The 21571-nt window shown below is 72.6% G+C and carries 18 protein-coding genes; 9 read left to right on the top strand and 9 right to left on the bottom strand.

Annotated features, from left to right (window positions below; translation table 11 throughout):
* Positions 1 to 3 precede the first annotated feature (3 nt).
* Positions 4 to 1617, bottom strand: coding sequence for an MFS transporter (locus ABTY15_RS21760; protein ID WP_350596137.1), 1614 nt, complete (start codon positions 1615 to 1617; stop codon positions 4 to 6).
* Positions 1618 to 1905: 288 nt separating this feature from the next.
* On the opposite strand from ABTY15_RS21760, the gene ABTY15_RS21755 reads away from it, so the two are divergent.
* Positions 1906 to 2262: a hypothetical protein gene (locus tag ABTY15_RS21755; RefSeq protein ID WP_350596133.1), complete on the top strand. Its 357-nt coding sequence runs from the start codon at positions 1906 to 1908 to the stop codon at positions 2260 to 2262.
* On the opposite strand, the gene trhA is transcribed toward ABTY15_RS21755, so the two are convergent.
* Entirely contained in the window at positions 2233 to 2961 is a 729-nt protein-coding gene (trhA, locus tag ABTY15_RS21750; protein ID WP_350596128.1) for a PAQR family membrane homeostasis protein TrhA, read from the bottom strand. The two genes, ABTY15_RS21755 and trhA, sit on opposite strands and share 30 nt — an antisense overlap.
* A 285-nt stretch (positions 2962 to 3246) precedes the next feature.
* On the opposite strand from trhA, the gene ABTY15_RS21745 reads away from it, so the two are divergent.
* Positions 3247 to 5088, top strand: coding sequence for a phosphoenolpyruvate carboxykinase (GTP) (locus ABTY15_RS21745; protein ID WP_350596124.1), 1842 nt, complete (start codon positions 3247 to 3249; stop codon positions 5086 to 5088).
* 156 nt (positions 5089 to 5244) lie between these two features.
* Here ABTY15_RS21745 and ABTY15_RS21740 read toward each other — a convergent pair whose 3' ends face one another.
* On the bottom strand, positions 5245 to 6459 hold the full coding sequence (locus ABTY15_RS21740) for a pyridoxal phosphate-dependent aminotransferase (RefSeq protein WP_350596120.1): 1215 nt from the start codon (positions 6457 to 6459) through the stop codon (positions 5245 to 5247).
* Between the two features lie 111 nt (positions 6460 to 6570).
* Entirely contained in the window at positions 6571 to 7329 is a 759-nt protein-coding gene (locus ABTY15_RS21735; protein ID WP_350596115.1) for a hypothetical protein, read from the bottom strand.
* Positions 7330 to 7555: 226 nt separating this feature from the next.
* On the opposite strand from ABTY15_RS21735, the gene ABTY15_RS21730 reads away from it, so the two are divergent.
* Positions 7556 to 8143, top strand: a complete 588-nt coding sequence (locus ABTY15_RS21730) for a prepilin peptidase (RefSeq protein ID WP_350596111.1) — start codon at positions 7556 to 7558, stop codon at positions 8141 to 8143.
* A 149-nt stretch (positions 8144 to 8292) separates the two neighbouring features.
* On the opposite strand, the gene ABTY15_RS21725 is transcribed toward ABTY15_RS21730, so the two are convergent.
* Positions 8293 to 9870 carry a chitinase gene (locus ABTY15_RS21725; RefSeq protein ID WP_350596109.1) on the bottom strand — a complete coding sequence of 526 codons (1578 nt, stop codon included), beginning with the start codon at positions 9868 to 9870 and terminating at the stop codon, positions 8293 to 8295.
* A 379-nt stretch (positions 9871 to 10249) separates the two neighbouring features.
* On the opposite strand from ABTY15_RS21725, the gene ABTY15_RS21720 reads away from it, so the two are divergent.
* The 4 genes from ABTY15_RS21720 (at position 10250) to ABTY15_RS21705 (ending at position 15748) form a co-directional block, all read left to right on the top strand.
* The gene (locus tag ABTY15_RS21720; protein ID WP_350596104.1) at positions 10250 to 11044 is read left to right on the top strand and encodes an isoprenyl transferase; all 795 of its coding nucleotides are present in this window, start codon (positions 10250 to 10252) and stop codon (positions 11042 to 11044) included.
* Between the two features lie 233 nt (positions 11045 to 11277).
* Positions 11278 to 12612, top strand: a complete 1335-nt coding sequence (phoH2, locus tag ABTY15_RS21715; protein WP_350596102.1) for an RNA 5'-3' helicase PhoH2 — start codon at positions 11278 to 11280, stop codon at positions 12610 to 12612.
* A gap of 451 nt (positions 12613 to 13063) precedes the next feature.
* Positions 13064 to 13801, top strand: coding sequence for an aggregation-promoting factor C-terminal-like domain-containing protein (locus ABTY15_RS21710; RefSeq protein WP_350596099.1), 738 nt, complete (start codon positions 13064 to 13066; stop codon positions 13799 to 13801).
* 495 nt (positions 13802 to 14296) lie between these two features.
* Positions 14297 to 15748, top strand: coding sequence for an AI-2E family transporter (locus ABTY15_RS21705; RefSeq protein ID WP_350596093.1), 1452 nt, complete (start codon positions 14297 to 14299; stop codon positions 15746 to 15748).
* A 13-nt stretch (positions 15749 to 15761) separates the two neighbouring features.
* Here the strand turns inward: ABTY15_RS21705 and ABTY15_RS21700 are convergent, their stop codons facing one another.
* The 3 genes from ABTY15_RS21700 to ABTY15_RS21690 all read right to left on the bottom strand — a co-directional run bounded on the left by ABTY15_RS21700 (position 15762) and on the right by ABTY15_RS21690 (position 17345).
* Entirely contained in the window at positions 15762 to 16109 is a 348-nt protein-coding gene (locus tag ABTY15_RS21700) for a hypothetical protein (protein WP_350596089.1), read from the bottom strand.
* Positions 16110 to 16247: 138 nt separating this feature from the next.
* Positions 16248 to 16790 (bottom strand): alkyl hydroperoxide reductase, encoded by a 543-nt coding sequence (locus ABTY15_RS21695; RefSeq protein ID WP_350596086.1) that lies wholly within the window; start codon positions 16788 to 16790, stop codon positions 16248 to 16250.
* Between the two features lie 3 nt (positions 16791 to 16793).
* Entirely contained in the window at positions 16794 to 17345 is a 552-nt protein-coding gene (locus ABTY15_RS21690) for a peroxiredoxin (protein ID WP_350596083.1), read from the bottom strand.
* A 116-nt stretch (positions 17346 to 17461) separates the two neighbouring features.
* Here ABTY15_RS21690 and ABTY15_RS21685 point away from each other — a divergent pair, with 116 nt between their 5' ends.
* Positions 17462 to 18487, top strand: coding sequence for a LysR substrate-binding domain-containing protein (locus ABTY15_RS21685; RefSeq protein WP_350596077.1), 1026 nt, complete (start codon positions 17462 to 17464; stop codon positions 18485 to 18487).
* 37 nt (positions 18488 to 18524) lie between these two features.
* Here ABTY15_RS21685 and ABTY15_RS21680 read toward each other — a convergent pair whose 3' ends face one another.
* Positions 18525 to 19151 carry a TetR/AcrR family transcriptional regulator gene (locus tag ABTY15_RS21680; protein WP_350596073.1) on the bottom strand — a complete coding sequence of 209 codons (627 nt, stop codon included), beginning with the start codon at positions 19149 to 19151 and terminating at the stop codon, positions 18525 to 18527.
* A 177-nt stretch (positions 19152 to 19328) separates the two neighbouring features.
* Here ABTY15_RS21680 and ABTY15_RS21675 point away from each other — a divergent pair, with 177 nt between their 5' ends.
* Positions 19329 to 21512 carry an MMPL family transporter gene (locus ABTY15_RS21675; RefSeq protein WP_350596070.1) on the top strand — a complete coding sequence of 728 codons (2184 nt, stop codon included), beginning with the start codon at positions 19329 to 19331 and terminating at the stop codon, positions 21510 to 21512.
* Positions 21513 to 21571: the final 59 nt, after the last annotated feature.

Here is a 21571-nt window from a genome sequence, read left to right as displayed (position 1 = left end):
CGATTATCGGCGACCTCCGGGGGTCGCGGCGGTGGTCCCTGGTTCCGAGCGCTGCTCCGGCTCGGCGCCGGTCGGCACCCCCGGCTCGGCGCCGGCCGGCATCCGGGCCGCGACCAGCAGCGCGGAGAGCGCCGCGACCACGCCGGCGGCGAGCAGCACCACCGTCATGCCGTGCACGTACGCGCCGTGCGCGGAGGCGGCGAGCGCCCGGTCCCCGGTGGCCCTGGCGACGGCCTCGGCGGCGGCCACCGATTCCCCGGCCTGGTGCGCGGCCTCGGCCGGCAGCCCGGTGGTGTCCAGCGCGCCCCGGTACGAGCTGGTCAGCAGGCTGCCGAAGACGGCGATCCCGATCGCGCCGCCGACCTGCCGGAGGGTCTGCAACAGCCCGGAGCCGACCCCGGCCCGGGCCGGCGGCAGGGTGATCAGGGCGGAGCCCTGGGCCGTGATGATCGCCGATCCCATGCCGAACCCGGTCAGCGTGAGCCAGAGCCCGGCTCGGGGGTAGCCGTCGGCGACCCCGGTGCGGCTGCCGATCAGGACGGAGGCGGCGAGCAGGGCGAGGCCGAGGGCGATCACCGCCCGGGCGCCGATCCTGGCGACCAGCCTGTCGGTGAGTCTGGCGGCGACCATCAGGCCGAGCATCATCGGCATCATCCGCAGCCCGGTGCCGAAGGCGTCCGCGCCGAGCACGTTCTGGAAGTAGGCCGGCAGGACGAAGAAGGCGCCGAACATGGCGACCGAGACCAGCGTCGCGGCGACGGCGGACCAGCGGAAGGTCCGGTCGGCGAGCAGGGTGAGGTCGAGCATCGGGGCGCTCTGCCGACGGCTGCGCAGCACCAGCGCGGTGAGCGCGAGCACCGAGCCGACGAGCGTGCCGAGCACCAGGGGGTCGGCCCAGCCTCGTTCGGGGCCCTCGATGATCCCGTAGGTGAGCGCGCCGAGCCCGCCGGCGCCGAGCACGGTGGCGACGAGGTCGATCCGGGGCGCGTCGGGGTTGCGGCTCTCCGGCAGTAGCAGGACGCAGGCGACGATGCCGATCACGGTCAGCGGGATGTTGATCGCGAAGACTGCGCCCCACCAGTAGTGCTGGAGCAGGAAGCCGCCGAGCAGCGGTCCGAGCGGGGTGCCGGCGGCGAGCGCGGCGGCCAGGATCGCCGTGGCGCGGCGCTGTTCGCCGGTCGGGAAGAGCCCGGGGATCACGGCCAGGGACATCGGCATGACCAGCGCGCCGGCCAGGCCCATGGCGGCGCGGGCGGCGATCAGGGTGCCGGCGGAGCCGGTGAGCATGCCGACGGCGGAGGCGAGGCCGAACAGGGCGAGTCCGGCGGTGAGGGTGCGGCGGCGGCCGAACCGGTCGCCGACCAGGCCGGCCGGGAGCATCACGGCGGCGAAGACCACCGTGTAGGAGTCGACGATCCACTGCAGCTGTCCGGTGCCCGCGTGCAGCTGAGCGGCGAGGGTGGGCAGGGCGACGTTGAGGATCGTCATGTCGAAGCTGATCACCAGGACGCTCAGCGCGACGGCGATCAGGGCGAGCCAGCGGCGCGGGTCGGCCGTCGGCACGGCGGTCCGGGGAGCGGGCGGAGCGGTGGGCACGGTGACCTCCGGGTCCTCCATCGGGGAGTTCCTATCAAATGACAGTAACTCTCAAAAGATGGTTACCGTCAATATGTGGCACCGGGTCGATCCGGCCACGCTCCGTGGCGTGCTCTGGAAGTGCGGCTTCCGCACAAGGAATTGACGCAACGTTGATCTGCCGTTCGTCGTCCGGGGGCGGCTCCGGGTGACTGTCGGTAGATACCATGTGGCAATCGGTCAGTGCTGGCCGACGCGTGCCGAGAGCGGAGAAGGGGTGGGGCGGCAGGAGCCGACCACGCAGCCCGGCGCCGGGAAAGGGGAGCCGTCATGGCCGACAGGGAGTCGAGCGCCCAGGTGTGGGGCGCGGCAGTGGTGGTGGCGTCCGCGCTCGCCGTGGTCGCGGCCTATCTGATCAACGGTGCCGGGCTGGTCCTGGTGGTCGCCGGGGTCGAGGTGCTGCTGCTCATGGTGTACGTCGCCCGGCGGTGGCGGGCCCTCCACCGGCCGGCCGCCCCGAGCGGCCACCGGCCGCCCGCGCCGACCCCGAAGGCCGCCCACTGCGAGCGCTGCCGCCGGGCCCGCGAGGCCCTGAACGCGGAACGGGCGGTCGCCCGGTCCGTGGACCGGACGGCCGCCCGCCGTGGGGTGCCGGGTTCAGCCGGCCGTGCTGTACGCCACCAGTGAGACGCCGACGTACTGCACGATGAACGCCCCGAGGGTGAAGGCGTGGAACACCTCGTGGAACCCGAACCAGCGCGGTGACGGATTCGGCCGCTTGAGCCCGTACACCACACCGCCGATGCTGTAGAGCACCCCGCCGACGATCATCAGCACCAGTACGGCGACCCCGCCGGTGTGCAGGAAGTCCGGCAGGAAGAACGCGGCGGCCCAGCCCAGCGCGAGGTACACCGGCGTGTACAGCCAGCGCGGCGCGCCGACCCAGAACACCCGGAACGCGATCCCGGCCAGCGCGCCGCCCCAGACCGCCCACAGCAGCACCTGCTGGGCGGCGCCCTTGAGCAGCAGGATCGTGAACGGCGTGTAGGTGCCCGCGATGATCAGGAAGATGTTCGCGTGGTCCAGCCGGCGCAGCACGGCGTCCCCGCGCGGACCCCAGTCGAAGCGGTGGTACACCGCGCTGACCCCGAACAGCAGCCAGGCGCTGACCGAGTAGATCGCGCAGGCGACCTTGGCCGGGGTGGAGTCGGCCAGGCAGATCAGCACGATCCCGGCCGCGACGGTGGCGGGGAACATCCCGGCGTGCAGCCAGCCGCGCCACTTCGGCTTGCGCTCGGCGCCCGGCGCGCGCGCGGGCGATTCCGCGTACGCGGGCGACTCCGCGTTCTGGACACTCTCCGTGCTCACGACGGGCTCAGCAGTCATGCGCAGCATGCTACCCATTACCTACGCTCCCGTAGGTTACCGACGCGTAGTAAAGTGGCGATCGTCACTCTTGGACGTTTTGGAGTATTCGAAGGGGGGTCGAGGGCTCCCCGTCCGGGACGTGAGCGACCTATTACCAGCCAGTAACCATACTGACTGTAGTAAAAGATGCGTCAATTTCGCCGCTGCGCCGTACTGGGGCCTGGGAGGCGGGGCTACGCTGCAAGCACCCTCAGACCCCCGCTACGCCACCTCCTCGCCGAGATGGTGTGAAACGGAGCGATCGTGTCGTACGAGATCTCTGCTGTCAGCGCGTCCGCGCCCACCCGCCACCAGCGGCTGCTGGCCTGGGTGAGCGAGATCGCTGAGCTCACCCAGCCGGACCGCATCGAGTGGTGCGACGGCTCCGACGAGGAGTACCAGCGCCTCGCGGACCTGCTGGTGGCTCAGGGCACCTTCAAGAAGCTGAACGAGGAGAAGCGCCCCAACTCCTACTACGCCGCCTCGGACCCGACGGACGTGGCGCGTGTGGAGGACCGCACCTACATCTGCTCCGAGCTGGAGAAGGACGCCGGCCCGACCAACAACTGGAAGGCCCCCGCCGAGATGCGGGAGGTCTTCCAGGGCGAGCAGGGCCTGTTCCGCGGCGCGATGAAGGGCCGCACGATGTACGTCGTGCCCTTCTCGATGGGCCCGGTCGGCTCCCCGCTGGCCGCGTACGGCGTCGAGATCACCGACTCCGCCTACGTCGCCGTGTCGATGCGCGTGATGACCCGCATGGGCAAGGCCGTGCTGGACCAGCTCGGCGAGGACGGCGACTTCGTCAAGGCCGTGCACACCGTCGGCGCCCCGCTCGCCGAGGGCGAGACGGACGTGCCGTGGCCGTGCAACAGCACCAAGTACATCTCGCACTTCCCGGAGACCAAGGAGATCTGGTCCTTCGGCTCCGGCTACGGCGGCAACGCCCTGCTCGGCAAGAAGTGCTACGCGCTGCGCATCGCCTCGACCATGGCCCGCGACGAGGGCTGGCTGGCCGAGCACATGCTGATCCTGAAGCTCACCCCGCCGGCCGGCGCCAACGGCGAGGCCGAGCCGAAGTACGTCGCCGCCGCCTTCCCGTCGGCCTGCGGCAAGACCAACCTGGCCATGCTCCAGCCGACCGTCCCGGGCTGGAAGGTCGAGACGATCGGCGACGACATCGCCTGGATGCGCTTCGGCGCGGACGGCCGCCTGTACGCCATCAACCCCGAGGCCGGCTTCTTCGGCGTCGCCCCCGGCACCGGCGTGGACACCAACGCCAACGCCATCGACACCCTCTGGGGCAACACGGTCTTCACCAACGTCGCCCTCACCGACGACGGCGACGTGTGGTGGGAGGGCCTGACCGACGAGCCCCCGGCGCACCTGACCGACTGGCGCGGCAACGACTGGACCCCCGAGTCCGGCACCCCGGCCGCCCACCCGAACGCCCGCTTCGCCGTCCCGGCCGCGCAGTGCCCGACCATCGCCCCCGAGTGGGAGGACCAGGCGGGCGTGCCGATCTCGGCGATCCTGTTCGGCGGCCGCCGCGCCACCGCCGTCCCGCTGGTGACCGAGTCCTTCGACTGGCAGCACGGCGTCTTCCTGGGCGCCAACATCGCCTCCGAGAAGACCGCCGCCGCCGAGGGCACCGTCGGCGAGCTGCGCCGCGACCCGTTCGCGATGCTGCCGTTCTGCGGCTACAACATGGGCGACTACTTCGCCCACTGGCTGAAGGTCGGCGCCCAGGCGGACGCCGCCAAGCTGCCGAAGATCTACTACGTCAACTGGTTCCGCAAGAACGCCGAGGGCAAGTTCGTCTGGCCGGGCTACGGCGAGAACAGCCGCGTGCTGAAGTGGATCGTGGAGCGTCTGGAGGGCACCGGCGAGGGCGTGGAGACCCCGATCGGCGTGCTGCCCACCACCGACGGCTTCGACCTGGACGGCCTGGAGCTGTCCAAGGAGGACCTCGACCTGCTCTTCACCGTGGACGTCGACATCTGGCGCCAGGAGGCCGCGCTCGTGCCGGCCCACCTGGAGCTGTTCGGCGACCACACCCCGAAGGAGCTGTGGGACGAGTACCGGGACCTGGTCGCGCGTCTCGGCTGAGCCTGAGCCTCAGGCCGAGTGAGAGGCGGGTGCGTCGCACGAACTGCGCGCCCGCCGAGCGACAGGACGGCCGGAGTTCCGCCGGGCGGTCTTTCCCCGACCAAGGAGACCGCCCGGGCCGGGACTCCGGCCGTAGTGTTTTCCCCGCCCCGAGCCTCAGGGCTGGGCGTAGCCGCTCAGGAAGTCGCCGATCCGGGTCACCGCGTCGGTGATCTCCTCCGCCCGGGGCAGCGTGACCAGCCGGAAGTGGTCCGGCTCGGGCCAGTTGAAGCCGGTGCCCTGGACCAGCAGGATGCGCTGGGAGCGCAGCAGGTCCAGCACCATCTGGGCGTCGTCCTTGATCTTGTAGACCTTCGGGTCCAGCCGCGGGAACGCGTACAGCGCGCCCTTGGGCTTGACGCAGCTGACCCCGGGGATGTCGTTGAGCAACTGGTACGCGGCGTCGCGCGAGGCCAGCAGCCGCCCGCCGGGCAGCACCAGGTCGCGGATCGACTGCCGCCCGCCGAGCGCCGCGGCCACCGCGTGCTGGGCCGGCATGTTGGCGCACAGCCGCATCGAGGCGAGCACGGTGAGGCCCTCGATGTAGCTGTGGGCCCGGTGGCGGTCGCCGGAGAGCACCATCCAGCCGGAGCGGAAGCCCGCGACCCGGTACGCCTTGGACAGGCCGTTGAAGGTGACGCAGAAGAGGTCGGGCGCCAGGGTGGCCAGCGGGATGTGCTCGGCGTCGTCGTAGAGGATCTTGTCGTAGATCTCGTCCGCGTAGACCACCAGCTTGTGCCGGCGGGCGATCTCGACGATGCCCTCCAGCACCTCGCGCGGGTAGACCGCGCCGGTCGGGTTGTTCGGGTTGATCACCACGATGGCCCTGGTCCGGTCGGTGACCTTGGCCTCGATGTCGGCGAGGTCCGGGTACCACTCGGACTGCTCGTCGCAGCGGTAGTGCACGGCGGTGCCGCCGGCCAGCGAGACGGAGGCCGTCCAGAGCGGGTAGTCGGGCGCCGGGACGAGCACCTCGTCGCCGTCGTCGAGCAGCGCGGTCATGGCCAGCTGGATCAGCTCGGAGACACCGTTGCCGAGGAAGACGTCCTCGACGCTCAGCCCGTGCAGCCCGCGGTCCTCGTAGTGCATGACGACGGCCCGGCGGGCGGACAGCAGGCCCTTGGAGTCGCCGTACCCGTGCGCGGACGCGAGGTTGCGCAGGATGTCCTGGAGGATCTCCGGGGGCGCGTCGAAGCCGAAGGTGGCGGGGTTGCCGGTGTTGAGCTTGAGGATGCGGTGGCCCTGTTCCTCCAGCCGCATCGCCTCGTCGAGCACCGGGCCGCGGATGTCGTAGCAGACATTGGCGAGCTTGCTGGACTGGATGACCTGCATGCCTGCCTACTTTAGGGGTACGGCCGGGCCCGGTGACGCGTGTCCTGGGACACGGGCCGCCGGGCCCGGAAGGGCCTCCCGGGGCCGGCCTTGGATCGACAGGCGGAGGTGTCAGCCGACCTTCCAAACCAGGGGCGCGGTGTCCAGGATGTTCCCGTACGTGAGGAACGCGGGCGGGGCCTCGTTCGGAACGAGATAGACGGCACACAGCTTCACCGACTGCCCGTCCGCGAGCGGGACCAGCGACCTGGTGTCGCACTGCGGAATGGCCTTCTGCAGGGTGGGCGCCGGCAGCGCCCCCGCCGAGTGGTCCTTGGGCTTCACCCAGACCCGCATCATGTACGCGTCCTGGGCCAGCACGGAGCCGGTGCGGTTGGTGAACGTCACGGTGACGTAGTACGGCGTCTTGCCGTTGGTGATCTCCGGCATCAGCTTGAACGGGGCGATCTCGGCGGCGGTGCCCTTGACGATCGAGACCGCGGTCGCGTCGACGACCGAGCTCTTGCCGACGTAGCGGCCGGTGGCGCCGAGCGCGAGCGGGTGGTCGTAGCTGATCTGGGTGACGTTGTTGCCCCCGGCGGTGCCCGCCGGCTGCGGGGCGTCCCCGCCGGTCGGGGCGCCCGGGCCGCCGGTGCCGCCCGGCGCCGCGGGGCTGCCGGCGGCGGTGGGTGCGGCGGTCGGCGCGCCGGCCGGTGCCGTGCCGGGGGCCGTCGCCGGGGCGGTGGCGGTCTCGGTGGCCGGCGGCGCGGCCGGGGCGCTCGGGTCGGCCACCGGGTCGGCGTTGTCCGGCCCGCAGGCCGCCAGGGCCAGGGTGAGTGCCACGGCCGGCAGGCCGGCCGCGAGTCTGCGGATCGGTCGGGTCTTCGTCACGGTCGTTCCCCCGTTGGATGATGTGGTCGGGTACGCGCCGCCGCCCGCGCGCCGGGGACCGCACGGTCGGTGCGGGCGCTGATCGAGAGGGGGTGCGCCGGTGATGCTAGCCGCAGCCGGGGCGGTACTGGCCGGTTTTCTGGTGGCTCCGCTGCTGCGCGGCCTGATTGCCCGGTTTGCCGTGCCCGAGGGTGAACCCTGGTGCGGTGCCTGTCCGTTGTGTGGTGTGGCGGTGCGATTCCTGCCGCCGACCGGGCGCTGTCCGGGCTGCCGGGAGCGGCTGGGCGCCGCGGCCTGGTCGGTCGAGCTGGTCGCCGCGGCGGTCGCCGTCGCGGTGGCGTACGCGGCGGACGGGCCGTCGGCGGTGGCACTGGCCTGGGCGGCCGCGCTGGGCGTGGTGCTCGCCTTCGTCGACGCCCGGGTGCGCCGGCTGCCCTACCGGCTGACCCTGCCGCTGGCCGCCGGGGTGTTCGCGCTGCTGGCGGTCGGGGCACTGGCCGAGGGCCGGCCGGGGGTGCTGCCGCGCTGCCTGCTGGTCGCGCTGGTGGTCGGGGCGCTGCTCGAACTGCCGGTCTGGCTGGGCGTGCTGGGCCCGGGGGACTCCGCGCTGGGGTTCGCCCTGGGCGGTCTGCTCGGCTGGTACGGCTGGGCGGTGGCGGCGGGGGCCCTGTTCGCCTCCGTGGTGCTCGCCGGGCTCTGGGGGACGGTCCGGGCCGCCGCCGCACTGCTGCGCCGGCGCCCGGTGCGCGGACTGGACCTCGCGGTGGGCCCGTTCCTGCTGCTCGGCGCGCTGCTGGCGGTGCTGGCGCGGTAGCGACGTCCCCGGTGGGTGCCCGGCCCGGGTGCGGACGCGGGAGGGGCCCGCCGTACCGGGGCGGTACGGCGGGCCCCGCCGCCGGCGCGCGAGCCCCACCCTCAAGGAGCGGCGCGCCGGGGGGAGTTACGTCCGGGTGCTGGTGCGGTTCACGGCAGCTTGTGGACGAACGGGCCGACCGTGTTCGAGAACGCGTTGCCGTTGTTGGCGTCCCAGTTGGTGGACCAGGTCATCGCGCCGCGGATGGTGGGCCACTTGGCCGGCGGGACGAAGCTGCCGCAGTTGGTGCCGGTGGCCAGGCAGTCCAGCGCGTTGTTCACCACGGTCGGCGGGACGTAGCCGCCGCCGGCCGCCTTCGCGGAGGCGGGGACGCCGATGCCGACCTGGTCGGGCCGCAGGCCGCCCTGGATGTGGGTGCAGACCTGCGAGGTGATGAAGTCGACGGTGCCCTGGTTGTAGACCTTGCCGTCGCAGCCGTTCATGCCGCCCGAGTTGTAGAACTGGGTGTTGACGACGGTCAGGATGTCCTTGGTGTTGAGCGCCAGCTGGAAGTAGGCGCCGGCGGTGCTGTACATCCCGATGGTCTCGGGCGCCATGGTCAGCACGAAGCCCGGGCCGACCTTGGCCTGGAGGGCGTGCAGCGCGTTGCCGAGCGGGCCGGCCTGGACACCGTTCTCCAGGTCGACGTCGATGCCGTCGAAGCCGTAGTCCTTGATGATCGCGTAGGCGCTGTTGACGAAGTTGCTGCCGGCGGTGGCGTCCCCGACGGTGATCGCGCCGTTCTGGCCGCCGATGGAGAGGACGACCTTCTTGCCGGCGGCCTGCTTGGCCTTGATGTCGGCGCGGAACTGCGCGTCGGTGTAGCCGCCGAGGGCCTTGGACAGGCCCGGGTCCAGGGTGAAGCTGATCGCGCCGGTCTGGGTCGGCACGGCGTCGGCGAAGGAGACCGCGATGATGTCGTACGCGCTCTGGACGTCGCCCAGGCGTTGTGGGGTCGAGCCGTTGTCGAAGTTCTGCCAGTAGCCGGTGACCACGTGCGCGGGCAGGCCGGTGGCCGGCGGGGTGGTGGCCGTGGGGGTCGGCGTGGCGGTCTGGGTGGGCGTCGCCGTCGCGGTGGGCGTCGCGGTGGCGGTCGGCGTGGCGGTCGCGGTGGGGGTGGCCGTGGCGGTAGCGGTCGGGCTCGGGGTGGCGGTGCCGCCCGGGCCGAGCAGGCTGACGTCGTCGGCGAGGTAGGCGCCCTGCCCGTACCAGCCGTGCAGGTAGAGAGTGAGGCTGGTGGCGCTCGCCCCGGTGGTGAAGGTGGTGGACAGCTGGTTCCAGCCCGTCTGGTTGGACCAGGTGCTCGGGTCGGCGCCGCCGGTGCCGCGCGCGCCGAGGTAGACGTACGGTCCCTGGACCCAGGCGCTCAGCGTGTAGCTGGTGTTGGGCAGCACGCTGATGGTCTGGGTGCACTCGGCGGTGTCGCCGGCGCCGGGGGTGGCCTGCAACGCGCCGCTGCCGGAGTGGACCGGGGAGGAGACGGTGGTCGCGGCGCCGGTGCAGCTCCAGCCGGCGAGTCCGCTGTCGAAGCCGCCGTTGGCGACCAGGTTGCCGACCGCCGCGCTGGCGCCGCCGGCCAGGAGGGCGAGTCCGCCGCCGGCCAGGGCGAGGGCGGTGGCACCGGCCGCGACGGCCGGGAGGGGGCTGCGCCGGCGCTTGTGCGCGGGCTGGTTCGACGTACGGGCCATGGGTGACGCTCCTGGTGGAGGAGCGGCCGCCGCGGTGGGGGTCGCGGCGGCCGCGTGTGGGGGAGGGGAGGTCCGCGGTGAGAGCCTGGGGGCGGGCCGGGGAGGTCGGCGGCGCCCTGGCTCACAAGCTGGACTAGACCAATGGCGGCCGTCAAGCACCGGACGGACGACTTACGGATGCCTTAAGGAATCGGAGACCGTTCCGTATCCGGACCGCCGCGGCCGCCGGCGGGGCCCGCGACACACCCGCCGCGACCGACTTCGTACAGGACCGTGACCAGACCGCTACCTGCGGCTTTACCGTGCGCCTGCCTGCCGGAGTAGGCTGCGCCCGGGTGGTGACGCACCTGATTGAACGAGTACGGAGGGGCCGTAAAACATGGGTCTGCGCGATGTCGCCGAACGGACGCCGGGGCTGCGCACCCTGCTGGGCGGGATGTACGGGCTCTACGGCCGCCGGGTCGAGGTCCACCTCGCCCGCACCCCGCACCACATCGGCGTGATCCTGGACGGCAACCGCCGCTGGGCGAAGGCCGCCGGCGGCTCCACCGCGTACGGCCACCAGCGCGGCGCCGACAAGATCACCGAGTTCCTCGGCTGGTGCGACGAGACCCACGTCAAGGTCGTCACCCTGTGGATGCTCTCCACCGACAACCTGGACCGCCCCGCCGACGAACTCGTCCCGCTGCTCGGGATCATCGAGGACGCCGTCACCGGTCTCGCCGCCGCCCGGCGCTGGAAGGTGCACCCGGTCGGCGCGCTCGACCTGCTCCCGCAGCACACCGCCGACGTCCTCAAGCGCGCCGCCGAGGAGACCGCCGACATCGACGGCATCACCGTCAACGTCGCGGTCGGCTACGGCGGCCGGCACGAGATCGCCGACGCCGTCCGCTCGTTGCTCCAGGAGCACGCCGGGCGCGGCACCTCGATCGAGGAACTGGCCGAGATCCTCGACGTCGAGCACATCGCCGAACACCTCTACACCCGCAACCAGCCCGACCCGGACCTGATCATCCGTACCTCGGGCGAGCAGCGCCTCTCCGGCTTCCTGCTCTGGCAGAGCGCGCACAGCGAGTTCTACTTCTGCGAGGCGTACTGGCCGGCCTTCCGCAAGGTCGACTTCCTGCGGGCGCTGCGCGCGTTCGAGCAGCGGAACCGGCGGCTCGGTCTCTAGCCCGTCGGCGGCGGCCGGGGCTCCGGCCGCGGCGAAATGACCGCCGTAGGGCTGGCGTACCCGGGCGCCGGGTGAGGCCAAACGTTCACCGGCAATGATCCGTCAGTTCGCCGGGGGCGCGAATGCACCGCCCCTCGCCTGGGAATACTCCAGTCAGACCGGCCCCGAGGCCACCGGGGCAGCGGGGGCCGGCTTGCCGCGGATGACGCAGGGTCATCCGCTCTGGAGGCCTAGTGGTCAGTTCCAAGAGCCGCCGGACACCAGACCGGCGCACGTACGTTCTCGACACCAGCGTGCTCCTGGCGGACCCGCTCGCCATGACCCGCTTCGAGGAGCACGAGGTCGTCCTCCCGGTGGTGGTCGTCACCGAGTTGGAGGCCAAGCGGCACCACCCGGAGCTGGGCTACTTCGCCCGCCAGGCGCTGCGCCTGCTCGACGACTACCGCATCCGCCACGGCCGGCTCGACGAGCCGATCCCGGTCGGCGAGCTCGGCGGGACGATCCGGGTCGAGCTCAACCACTCCGACCTGTCGATACTGCCGGCCGGATACCGGGCCGGCGGCGGCGAGGCGGACACCCGGATCCTCGCGGTCGCCCGCAACCTTCAGGCCGAGGGCTACGACGTCACCGTCGTCTCCAAGGACCTGCCGTTGCGGATCAAGGCCAGCTCGGTGGGCCTGCTCGCGGAGGAGTACCGGGCCGAACTCGCCATCACCTCGGGCTGGACGGGGATGACCGAGCTGCACGTCCGGGCGGAGGAGGTGGACGCGCTGTTCGCGGCCGGCCACGACGCCGCGGTGGACGTCGAGGGGGTCGCCGAACTGCCGGTGCACACCGGGCTGGTGCTCACCTCGGAGCGCGGCCGGGCGCTCGGCCGGGTGACCGGCGACGGCCGGGTCAGGCTGGTGCGCGGCGAGCGGGAGGCGTTCGGGCTGCGCGGGCGCAGCGCCGAGCAGCGGGTGGCGCTGGACCTGCTGCTCGACCCGGACGTCGGCATCGTCTCGATGGGCGGCCGGGCCGGTACCGGCAAGTCCGCGCTGGCGCTGTGCGCGGGGCTGGAGGCGGTGCTGGAGCGGAGGCAGCATCGCAAGGTGATGGTCTTCCGGCCGCTGTACGCGGTCGGCGGCCAGGAGCTCGGCTACCTGCCGGGCTCCGAGACGGAGAAGATGAGCCCCTGGGCGCAGGCGGTCTTCGACACCCTCTCGGCCGTCACCACCCCGGACGTCATCGAGGAGGTCATCTCCCGCGGGATGCTGGAGGTGCTGCCGCTGACCCACATCCGGGGGCGTTCGCTGCACGACGCCTTCGTGATCGTGGACGAGGCCCAGTCGCTGGAGCGGAACGTCCTGCTGACGGTGCTGTCCCGGATCGGCCAGGGTTCGCGGGTGGTGCTCACCCACGACGTGGCGCAGCGGGACAACCTCCGGGTGGGCCGGTACGACGGTGTGGTGGCGGTGGTGGAGAAGCTGAAGGGGCATCCACTGTTCGCGCACATCACGCTCACGCGCTCGGAGCGTTCGCCGATCGCGGCGCTGGTCACGGAGATGCTGGAGGACATCCACCCGTGATTCGCCCCTAACGGGGACATAGTCGGACAATACTGTCAACTCTGGGCGTGGGGCCCGCTCCTGACGGGGCGGGCCCCTGCCCCTTTCATCACATCGAGTGCTTTCTGTCCGGAGAACTCCCGTGCGGTGAATGTGACATGCGCCACGCGGGCGGGAATTGCGTCGACAGCACCAGGTGCGGCATGGTGAGGGTTCTGTCAGGCCCCGCGTACGGCGCGGCAGGGCTTCCGGACCCCGGGAGCTCCGCTCGGATGGTCCGCCAACTCCGGTCGGTGGACGCACAATTGAAGACCGATGAGCCGTACGCCGCCCGATTCCAACGCCCGGTCGCCTCACCTCGACCGGACGCCGGGCCAGCACCTCCCGTGACCAGAGCACCGTGCGGAGGTCCGTGCCAAGGGGCATGTTGCGCCCGCACGGTCACGCGTGGGCGATGCTGGAAGGAATCCATGTGACTCGGATCTCGGTCCGGGGAGTTGCTGTGGCCTCCGCCACCGCCGTCACCGCCGTCGGTGCCGTCGTGGGCATGGCCTCGGGCAGCGAGGGCAAGACCATGCAGACGGTCGACGTCGCCGGCGCGACCCTGCTTGCCGAAGTCCCCTCTGGCGCCCAGGCGCAGACCATCAGTGACAACATCGGCCAGCAGGCGTCCGCCCAGCAGGCTTCCGCCGACGCCGCCGCCAAGGCCGCCGCGGAGCAGAAGGCCGCCGAGGAGGCCGCGCGCCAGAAGGCCGCCGCGGACGCCCAGGCGAAGGCCGACGCCCAGGCCAAGGCCGACGCGGCCAAGGCGGCCGAGGAGAAGCGGAAGGCCGACGAGGCCGCCGCCAACCGCTCCAAGGCCCGCTCGGCGATGGCCGCCACCGACAACACCGCGTCCGCCCCGGCGGTCTCGGTCAGCCCCGGGTCCGTCCAGGACATCGCCCGGCAGATCGTCGGCAGCGACACCCAGTTCCAGTGCTTCAGCCAGATCGTGAAGCGCGAGAGCGGCTGGGACTACACCGCCACCAACAAGAGCTCCGGCGCGTACGGCCTGGTCCAGGCGCTGCCCGGCTCCAAGATGGCCTCGGCGGGCGCCGACTGGCGCACCAACCCGGCCACCCAGATCCAGTGGGGTCTGAGCTACATGAACAGCCGCTACGGCAGCCCCTGTGGCGCCTGGTCGTTCTGGCAGGCCCACAGCTGGTACTAGGCCCTCGCTGGTCTGCGGAGTGACCGCCGCCCCGGCGGCGCACTCCACGGCCCCCGGCCGCTCGCCCGACGAGCGGCCGGGGGCCGTTCCGTTTCCGCCGTGCCGTTCCGCCGCGCCGAATCCGCGGCACCGCCCCGACGGAGGCGGGCCGCGCCGCCCGGGCTGCGCTGACCAGTGCGCCCGCGGGCGGTGCGGTCCTGGGTGCGGACGCGGGGCGCGGGAAGGGGTCCTGGTTGCTCCCCGCACCGGCCGGTCCGCCGACAGTTGGCTCTCGTGACGTCGGGTCTCGCCCGACTCCTCCCCAGCGCCCGGCGTCCGAAACCACGCGAAACCTTACGTTTGTCCCTTTTTGTTCAAGGGGGTCGATCAAGCCGAACCACCGGGTGCCCGGCCCCGGCGACCCCGCGCCCGGTAGCGTCATCCCTGACGGCCGTGGCGGGACCCACGGCGTACCGCCGGGCACGGCGGCCCAGCAGGGGAGCGGTGGTAGCGAGGATGGCGCGGGGCGGAAAGGCCTTCAAGGCCGTGGCCAAGGGCATCGCCGTGGTGGCGAGCGCGGCCGCCGTGATCGAACGACGCCGACGCGCCGCGATGGCGGCCGACCCGCACGAACTCTCCGACCCCGCGCTGACCGAGGCGCCCGACCTGGTCCCGGCCGCCGTTCCGGTGCCGCGGGCCGAACCGGCCCCGGCCCAGGCCCCCGCCCCGGCGGCCCCGACCACCCCCGCGCCGACCGTCCACGCCCATGCCGGCCTCGGCCGGGAGTACCACCCCGGCCGGCCGGCCACCCCTGCCGAGGCGGTGCCCTGGGGCCTGCGGGTGGCCGCCGAGTCGACCTGGCGGCTGCTGCTGCTGGGCGCCGCGCTCTACGTCGTCTTCAACATCGTCGACATGCTGCGGCTGGTCGCCTTCGCGGTGCTGGCCTCGCTGCTGATCTCCGCGCTGCTCGAACCCTCCGTCTCCTGGCTGCGCCGGCACGGGGTGCCGCGCTCGCTCGCCGCCGGCGGGGTGTTCCTCAGCGGCCTGGCCGGCATCGGCCTGGTCGGCTGGTTCGTGGTCTGGCAGGTGACCACCAACCTGACGGACGTCACCAACCAGGTCAAGAACGGTGTCAACCAGCTGAAGGACTGGCTGACCACCGGCCCGCTGCACCTGACCGACCAGCAGATCACCGGTTTCGCCGACCAGATCACCAAGGCGATCACCACCAACTCCGACCAGCTCACCTCGGCCTCGATAACCGGCGCACAGATCGCCGTCGAGGTGCTGACCGCGGTGATGATGACCTTCTTCACCACCTTCTTCTTCCTCCACGACGGCGAGCGGATCTGGAACTGGGCGCTGCGCGGCCTGCCCCGGCACTCCCGCTTCGCGATGGCCGGCGCCGGCCCGAAGGCCTGGGCGACGCTCACCGCCTATGTGCGCGGCACGGTCTGCGTGGCCTTCATCGACGCGGTCTGCATCGGCATCGGCATCGACCTGCTGGGCGTCCCGCTGGCGCTGCCGCTGGCCGTGATCATCTTCCTGGGCGCCTTCGTCCCGCTGGTCGGCGCGCTCGTCACCGGCACCGTCGCGGTGCTGATCGCCCTGGTCACCCAGGGGCCGTGGACGGCGCTGATGGTGCTGGTCGTGCTGGTCGCGGTGATGCAGATCGAGAGCCACATCCTCCAGCCGCTGATCCTCGGCCGCGCCGTCCGGGTCCACCCGCTGGGTGTCGTCCTCGGCGTCGCGGCCGGCGGCATCATCGGCGGCATCGGTGGCGCGGTCGTCGCCGTCCCCCTGATCGCCGTCACCAACACCGTGGTCACCCACCTGCGCCGCCGCAACGAGGCCGGCCAGGCCGTCTTCACCGCGCTCGAAGCCGCCCGCGAGGCCGCCGAACGCACCGCGGAACGTGCCGCCACCACCCCGGCGCCGAAACCCGCCCCGGCCGTGCCGGAGGACTGACGCCCGCTCGCGCCTAGAGGACGTCCGCGGCCGGGAGGAGCGCCTCGACCAGGGATCCGACGAACGGCATCGCCGCGATGCCCAGCAGGGTCGCCGAGCCGATCAACGTCGACTTCACCGGCTGCGCCCACGCGCGTGCGGGGGTGGCCGCGAGCACGGTCCAGCAGGCCAGGGCCGCGAGCAACGGCCCGGCCAGCGGGGACACGGCGAGCAGGACGTCGCCGAGGCCCGCGGTGCCGAATCCGGTCGCGAAGGCCGCGATCGGCAGCCACATGGCGAGGGCGATCACCACCAGGCCCCAGACGATCCACGCGAAGGTCGGCCAGGCCGAGCCCGGCGACGGCTTCCTCAGCTCGGCCACAATGCCCTCCCCCGGAGTTGGTCGTCCATCGTCTCGACGCCGTCCCCGGCCACCCGGTTCCGCGGACGCCGACGGGCCCCGCGCGGACGTGGTGTCCGGGCGGGGCCCGTCGGCATGTGCGGGGTGGTGCGGCGCGGGTCAGGCGTCGACGGTCGCGAGCGCGGCCTCGGCGTCCAGGACGCCGGCCACGGCCTGGAGGACGGCGGCGATCTTCATCGAGGCCTGGACGACCTCGCGGTCGACGCCGGCCTTGCGCAGGACGGCCTCGTGCGAGTCGAGGCACTGGCCGCAGCCGTTGATGGCCGAGACCGCGAAGCACCAGAGCTCGAAGTCGACCTTCTCGACGCCCGGGGTGCCGATGATGTTCATCCGCAGACCGGCCCGCATCGTGCTGTACTCCTTGTCGGAGAGCAGGTGCAGCGTCCGGTAGTAGACGTTGTTCATCCCCATGATCGCGGCCGCGCCCTTGGCGGCGTTGTACGCCTCGGGGGAGAGGTTGGCCTTGGCCTCGGGCTCCAGCTCGCGCAGCAGGCCGGCGCTACGGGTGGCCATCGCGCAGGACAGCACGGTGCCCCAGAGCTGCTGGGCGGGGAGGTCGGAGTTGCCGATGACCGAGCCCAGGTTGAGCTTGAGGTCCTTGGCGTACTCCGGGAGGGCGGCCTTCAGGTCGTCGAGAGCCATGGGTCAGCCCGCCAGCAGGGCCTGGGCGTCGAGGGTGTCCTCGCCCTTGTTCCAGTTGCACGGGCACAGCTCGTCGGTCTGCAGGGCGTCCAGCACCCGCAGGACCTCCTTGGGGTTACGGCCGACGGAGCCGGCGGTCACCATGACGAACTGGATCTCGTTGTTCGGGTCGACGATGAACACCGCGCGCTGGGCGGTGCCGTCGGCGGCCTCGACGCCGCAGGCGCGCATGAGGTCGTGCTTGACGTCGGCCAGCATCGGGAACGGCAGGTCGCGCAGGTCCTTGTGGTCCTTGCGCCAGGCGTGGTGCACGTACTCGGAGTCGCCCGAGACGCCGAGGATCTGGGCGTCGCGGTCGGCGAACTCGTCGTTCAGCTTGCCGAACGCGGCGATCTCGGTCGGGCAGACGAAGGTGAAGTCCATCGGCCAGAAGAAGACGATCTTCCACTTGCCCTCGTAGGACTTGTGGTTGATCTCGGCGAAGGCGTTCGCGGCGTCCAGGTCGACGCAGGCGTTGAGTTCGAACTCGGGGAACTTGTCACCGATCGTGAGCACGTTCGCTTCTCCTGAAATGAGACTGAGGGGAGTTTGTCCGGATTGCGGACACGTCCTACGTTTCCACATCGTGGACTGATCGGGGAAATAGCTACACTGGATGTGTCTGATCGGAGATGGCTATCAGTACCGAACCGCCCACGTCCCGGCCCCGCGCGCGTCGCAGCGCCGCCGCCAAGATCGACGCGATTGTGGCGAGCGCCACAGTCCGCGCCCCCCGGACGCCGACCGTCGCCCAGCTCAAGGCCTTCGTCGCGGTGGCCGAGCACCGGCACTTCCGGGAGGCCGCCGCCGCCACCGGGACCAGCCAGCCGGCCCTGTCGGGGGCGGTCGCCGCGCTGGAGGAGGCGTTGGGCGCGCAGCTGGTCGAGCGTACGACGCGCAAGGTGATTGTCACCCCACTGGGGGAGCGCGTGCACGAACACGCGCGCCGGGTGCTCGCCTCGCTCCAGGCCCTCACCGAGGAGGTCGAGGCCGCCCGCCGCCCGTTCACCGGGCCGCTGCACCTCGGCGTCATCCCGACCGTCGCGCCCTACCTGCTGCCCACCGTGCTGCGGCTGGTCCGGGACGGCTTCCCGGAGCTGGAGCTGCACGTCCACGAGGAGCGCACGCCCTCGCTGCTGGAGGGGCTGGCCGCCGGGCGCCTCGACGTCCTGCTGCTCGCGCTGCCGGCCGGCGGGACGGCGCCGACCCGGGACATCCCGCTGTTCGACGAGGACTTCGTGCTGGTCACCCCGCCCGACCACCCGCTCGCCGGCCGGGTCGACGTCCCGCGCGACGTCCTGCTCGACCTGGACGTCCTGCTGCTGGAGGAGGGCCACTGCCTGCGCGACCAGGCCCTGGACATCTGCCGCGAGGTCGGCGCCGATCCGTCCGGCTCCACCACCCGGGCGGCCGGCCTGTCCACCCTGGTCCAGCTGGTCGCCGGCGGCCTCGGGGTGACCCTGCTGCCCGCCACCGCCCTGGACGTCGAGGCCGGCCGCACCGACCGGCTCGCCGCCGTCCGCTTCGCCGCCCCCGCGCCCGGCCGCCGGATCGGCCTGGCCGCCCGCGCGGGCTCGGCCCGCAGCGCCGAGTACGACCGCTTCGCCGCCTCGCTGCGCGAGGTGCTGGCCGAACTCCCGGTCCGGATCGTCTCGTAGCGCCTCAGGACCTGTCCGTCGCTGGAGTCGCCGGCTCTTACCGGGTGGCCGCCGGGGCGCCCAGGCAGAGCCCGACGGTCGTGGCGACCAGCAGGTCCAGCCCGCGCAGGGTGTCCGCGTCGGGCCGTTCGCCGCGTGCCTGGAGCGCCAGGTAACGGTCGGTCAGGCCGTCGAAGCCGGTGAGGAAGTGGACGGAGATCTCGCGCGCGGGCAGCGCCAGGGTGATCCCGTGGGTGGCGGCCAGCGCGGTGAGCATCTCGGCGGCGGTGTTCTCGACCTCGTGCTGGAGCGCGCCCATGATCTCCTGGAGGTCCGGCTCGCGCATCGCCAGCGCCGCGAACTCGCTCAGCAGGATGCACCGCCCGTCCACGCCGGTGGCGGCCTCCCACAGGGCGTGCACCAGGGTGGCGACCTGCTCGCCGAAGGTGCCGTCGCCGGGGGAGACGCCGCGCACCTGGCCGATGAACTCGGCGGTCAGCTGTTCGACGACGGCCCGGTAGAGGTCCTTCTTGGTGCCGAAGGTGTAGTGCACCGTCGCCTGCGCCACGCCCAGTTCGGCCGCGATCGCCCGGGTGCTGCCGGCCGCGATCCCCTCCCGGGTCATCAGGTCGAGGGCGGCCTGGACCAGCTGGGGGCGGCGTTCGGAGGCGGGGACATGAGCCATCCAGCCAGGGTATCGCCATGGTCGGATAACTGTGTCGAACGATCCTGTCACTCGCACCTGTCGGTCGACTTTGTCACCTGACAAGGTTGCGCGTACGGTGGGATCGCGAGCTGTTCGGCACCCGCCCGCCCGCCTACCTGCCTGCGTGCCGACGACGGACCGACCGAGGGGTCACCCATGGCGACGTACCTGTACCGACTGGGCCACTACTGCTTCCGCAGACGGCGGGCCGTGCTCGCCGTCTGGATCGCCGTGCTGATCGCGATCGGCGGCGCCGCCGGGGCCTTCGCCGGCAAGACCAGCGAGGAGTTCAAGGTCCCCGGCACCGAGGCCCAGACCACGCTGGACCGGATCAAGGACACCTTCCCGCAGCAGGGCCACGGCTCCGCCCAGGTCGTCTTCGCGGCCCCGGCGCCCGGCGGCGCCAAGGCGCCCGAGGCCGCTCGGGCGGTCAGCGCGGCGGTCGCCCGGATCGCCGCCGTCCCGGGCGTCGCCGCCGTGCCCGACCCCTACGCCACTGGCGCCCTCTCCCCGGACGGCCGGGTCGCGATCGCCCTGGTCTCCTTCGACCACAAGCTCGCCGACGTCACCGACCGGCAGCGCGAGGCCGTCAAGGCCGCCGCCGAACCCGCCCGTGCGGCCGGGCTGGACGTCGCCTTCGGCGGCGACGCCTACAACCGGATGGCCCAGGTGGACGGCGGCGAGGCGGTCGGCCTGGCGGTCGCCGGGGTGGTCCTGGTGATCACCCTCGGCTCCCTGGTCGCCGCCGGACTGCCGCTGCTGACCGCACTGGTCGGGGTCGGCGTGGCGATGGCCGGGATCCTGGCCCTGTCCGGTTCGTTCGAGATCATCACCACCGCGCCGGTACTGGCCCTGATGGTCGGCCTCGCGGTCGGCATCGACTACGCGCTGTTCATCCTCTCCCGGCACCGCCGCCACCTGGCCGAGGGCCTGGAGGTGGACGAGGCCGCCGCCCGCGCCACCGCGACCGCCGGCAGCGCGGTGGTCTTCGCCGGCCTGACCGTGGTCGTCGCGCTCGCCGGCCTCGCCGTCGCGGGCGTCCCCTTCCTCACCGTCATGGGCCTGGCCGCCTCCGGCGCCGTCGTGGTGGCCGTCCTGGTGGCGATCACCCTGCTGCCCGCGCTGCTCGGCTTCGCCGGTCGCGCCGTCGACCGGCTGCCGGTCTGGAAGCGGGCGCTGCGCACCGGCGGTCGGACCACCCTCGGCGAGCGCTGGGCCCGCTTCGTGGTCCGCCGGCCGCTGACCGTGCTGCTCACCGGGCTGGCCGCGCTGGGTCTGCTCGCGGTGCCCGCCGCCGGCCTCGACCTCGGCCTGCCGGGCGGTGGTTCCCAGGCCGTCGGGACGGACGCGCGCAAGGCGTACGACCTGGTCGGCGAGAGCTTCGGGCCGGGCTTCAACGCGCCGCTGGTGGTGGTCGTCGACGCCCACGGCGCGCCGCAGCCGGAGCAGGCGGTCCAGGGCGTCGCGGCGAAGCTCGGCACCCTGAACGGGGTGCAGACGCTGCTGCCGCCCACCGTCGACCAGCCCAGCCGGACCGCGCTGCTGCCCGTCATCCCGAAGACCGGCCCCGACCACGCCGACACCAGGGCGCTGGTCAACGCGATCCGCGACCAGCACGACAGCCTGCGGGCCGCCACCGGCGCGGACATCGCCGTCACCGGCACCACCGCGGCCAACATCGACGTCTCCACCAAGCTCGGCCAGGCGCTGCCGCCCTTCCTCGCGGTGATCGTCGGCATCGCGGTGGTGCTGCTGGCGCTGGCGTTCCGCTCGGTGCTCGTCCCGCTCAAGGCGGTGGCCGGCTTCCTGCTCAGCATCACCGCCTCGCTCGGCGCGGTCGTCGCGGTCTACCAGTGGGGCTGGCTGGACGGCCTGATCGACGTGCCCAAGGTCGGGCCGGTGGTCAGCTTCGTGCCGATCCTGCTGATCGGGGTGCTGTTCGGGCTGGCGATGGACTACGAGCTGTTCCTGGTCTCCGGGATGAAGGAGCAGTACGTCCACGGCGCGGCGCCGCGCGAGGCGGTGGTGGCCGGGGTGAGGAACGGCGCCCGGGTGGTCACCGCGGCCGCGCTGATCATGGTCTCGGTGTTCGGCTCGTTCGTCTTCGGCCACGACCCGATCGTCCAGCCGATCGGCTTCGCCCTCGCGGTGGGCGTGCTGGTGGACGCCTTCGTGGTGCGGATGGCGCTGGTGCCGGCCGCGATGACGCTGTTCGGACGGGCGGCCTGGTGGTTCCCGAAGCGGCTGGAGAAGGTCGTGCCGCGGGTGGACATGGAGGGCGAGCAGCTGATCGCCCGGCTGGCGGAGCAGCCTGCGGCCAGGGAGCCGGTCGGGGTCTGAGCGGCCGCCCGGGGAGCCCGGGGTGCTCGGCGGGTCCGCCCCGCCGGGCGCCCCTTGCC

It is taken from the genome of Kitasatospora sp. NPDC097643 (assembly GCF_040302625.1).
GTDB lineage: Bacteria > Actinomycetota > Actinomycetes > Streptomycetales > Streptomycetaceae > Kitasatospora.
Note: the sequence above shows the minus strand (reverse complement) of the source record. Positions and strands in the feature narration are given on the sequence as shown.

Coding starts and splice junctions, on each gene's coding strand:
- ABTY15_RS21685 (WP_350596077.1), top strand. CDS start 17,462: ATGGCTATCAGTACCGAACCGCCCACGTCCCGGCCCCGCGCGCGTCGC.
- ABTY15_RS21705 (WP_350596093.1), top strand. CDS start 14,297: ATGGCGCGGGGCGGAAAGGCCTTCAAGGCCGTGGCCAAGGGCATCGCC.
- ABTY15_RS21720 (WP_350596104.1), top strand. CDS start 10,250: ATGGGTCTGCGCGATGTCGCCGAACGGACGCCGGGGCTGCGCACCCTG.
- ABTY15_RS21695 (WP_350596086.1), bottom strand. CDS start 16,790: ATGGCTCTCGACGACCTGAAGGCCGCCCTCCCGGAGTACGCCAAGGAC.
- ABTY15_RS21680 (WP_350596073.1), bottom strand. CDS start 19,151: ATGGCTCATGTCCCCGCCTCCGAACGCCGCCCCCAGCTGGTCCAGGCC.
- ABTY15_RS21740 (WP_350596120.1), bottom strand. CDS start 6,459: ATGCAGGTCATCCAGTCCAGCAAGCTCGCCAATGTCTGCTACGACATC.
- trhA (WP_350596128.1), bottom strand. CDS start 2,961: ATGACTGCTGAGCCCGTCGTGAGCACGGAGAGTGTCCAGAACGCGGAG.
- ABTY15_RS21675 (WP_350596070.1), top strand. CDS start 19,329: ATGGCGACGTACCTGTACCGACTGGGCCACTACTGCTTCCGCAGACGG.
- ABTY15_RS21760 (WP_350596137.1), bottom strand. CDS start 1,617: ATGGAGGACCCGGAGGTCACCGTGCCCACCGCTCCGCCCGCTCCCCGG.
- ABTY15_RS21755 (WP_350596133.1), top strand. CDS start 1,906: ATGGCCGACAGGGAGTCGAGCGCCCAGGTGTGGGGCGCGGCAGTGGTG.
- ABTY15_RS21725 (WP_350596109.1), bottom strand. CDS start 9,870: ATGGCCCGTACGTCGAACCAGCCCGCGCACAAGCGCCGGCGCAGCCCC.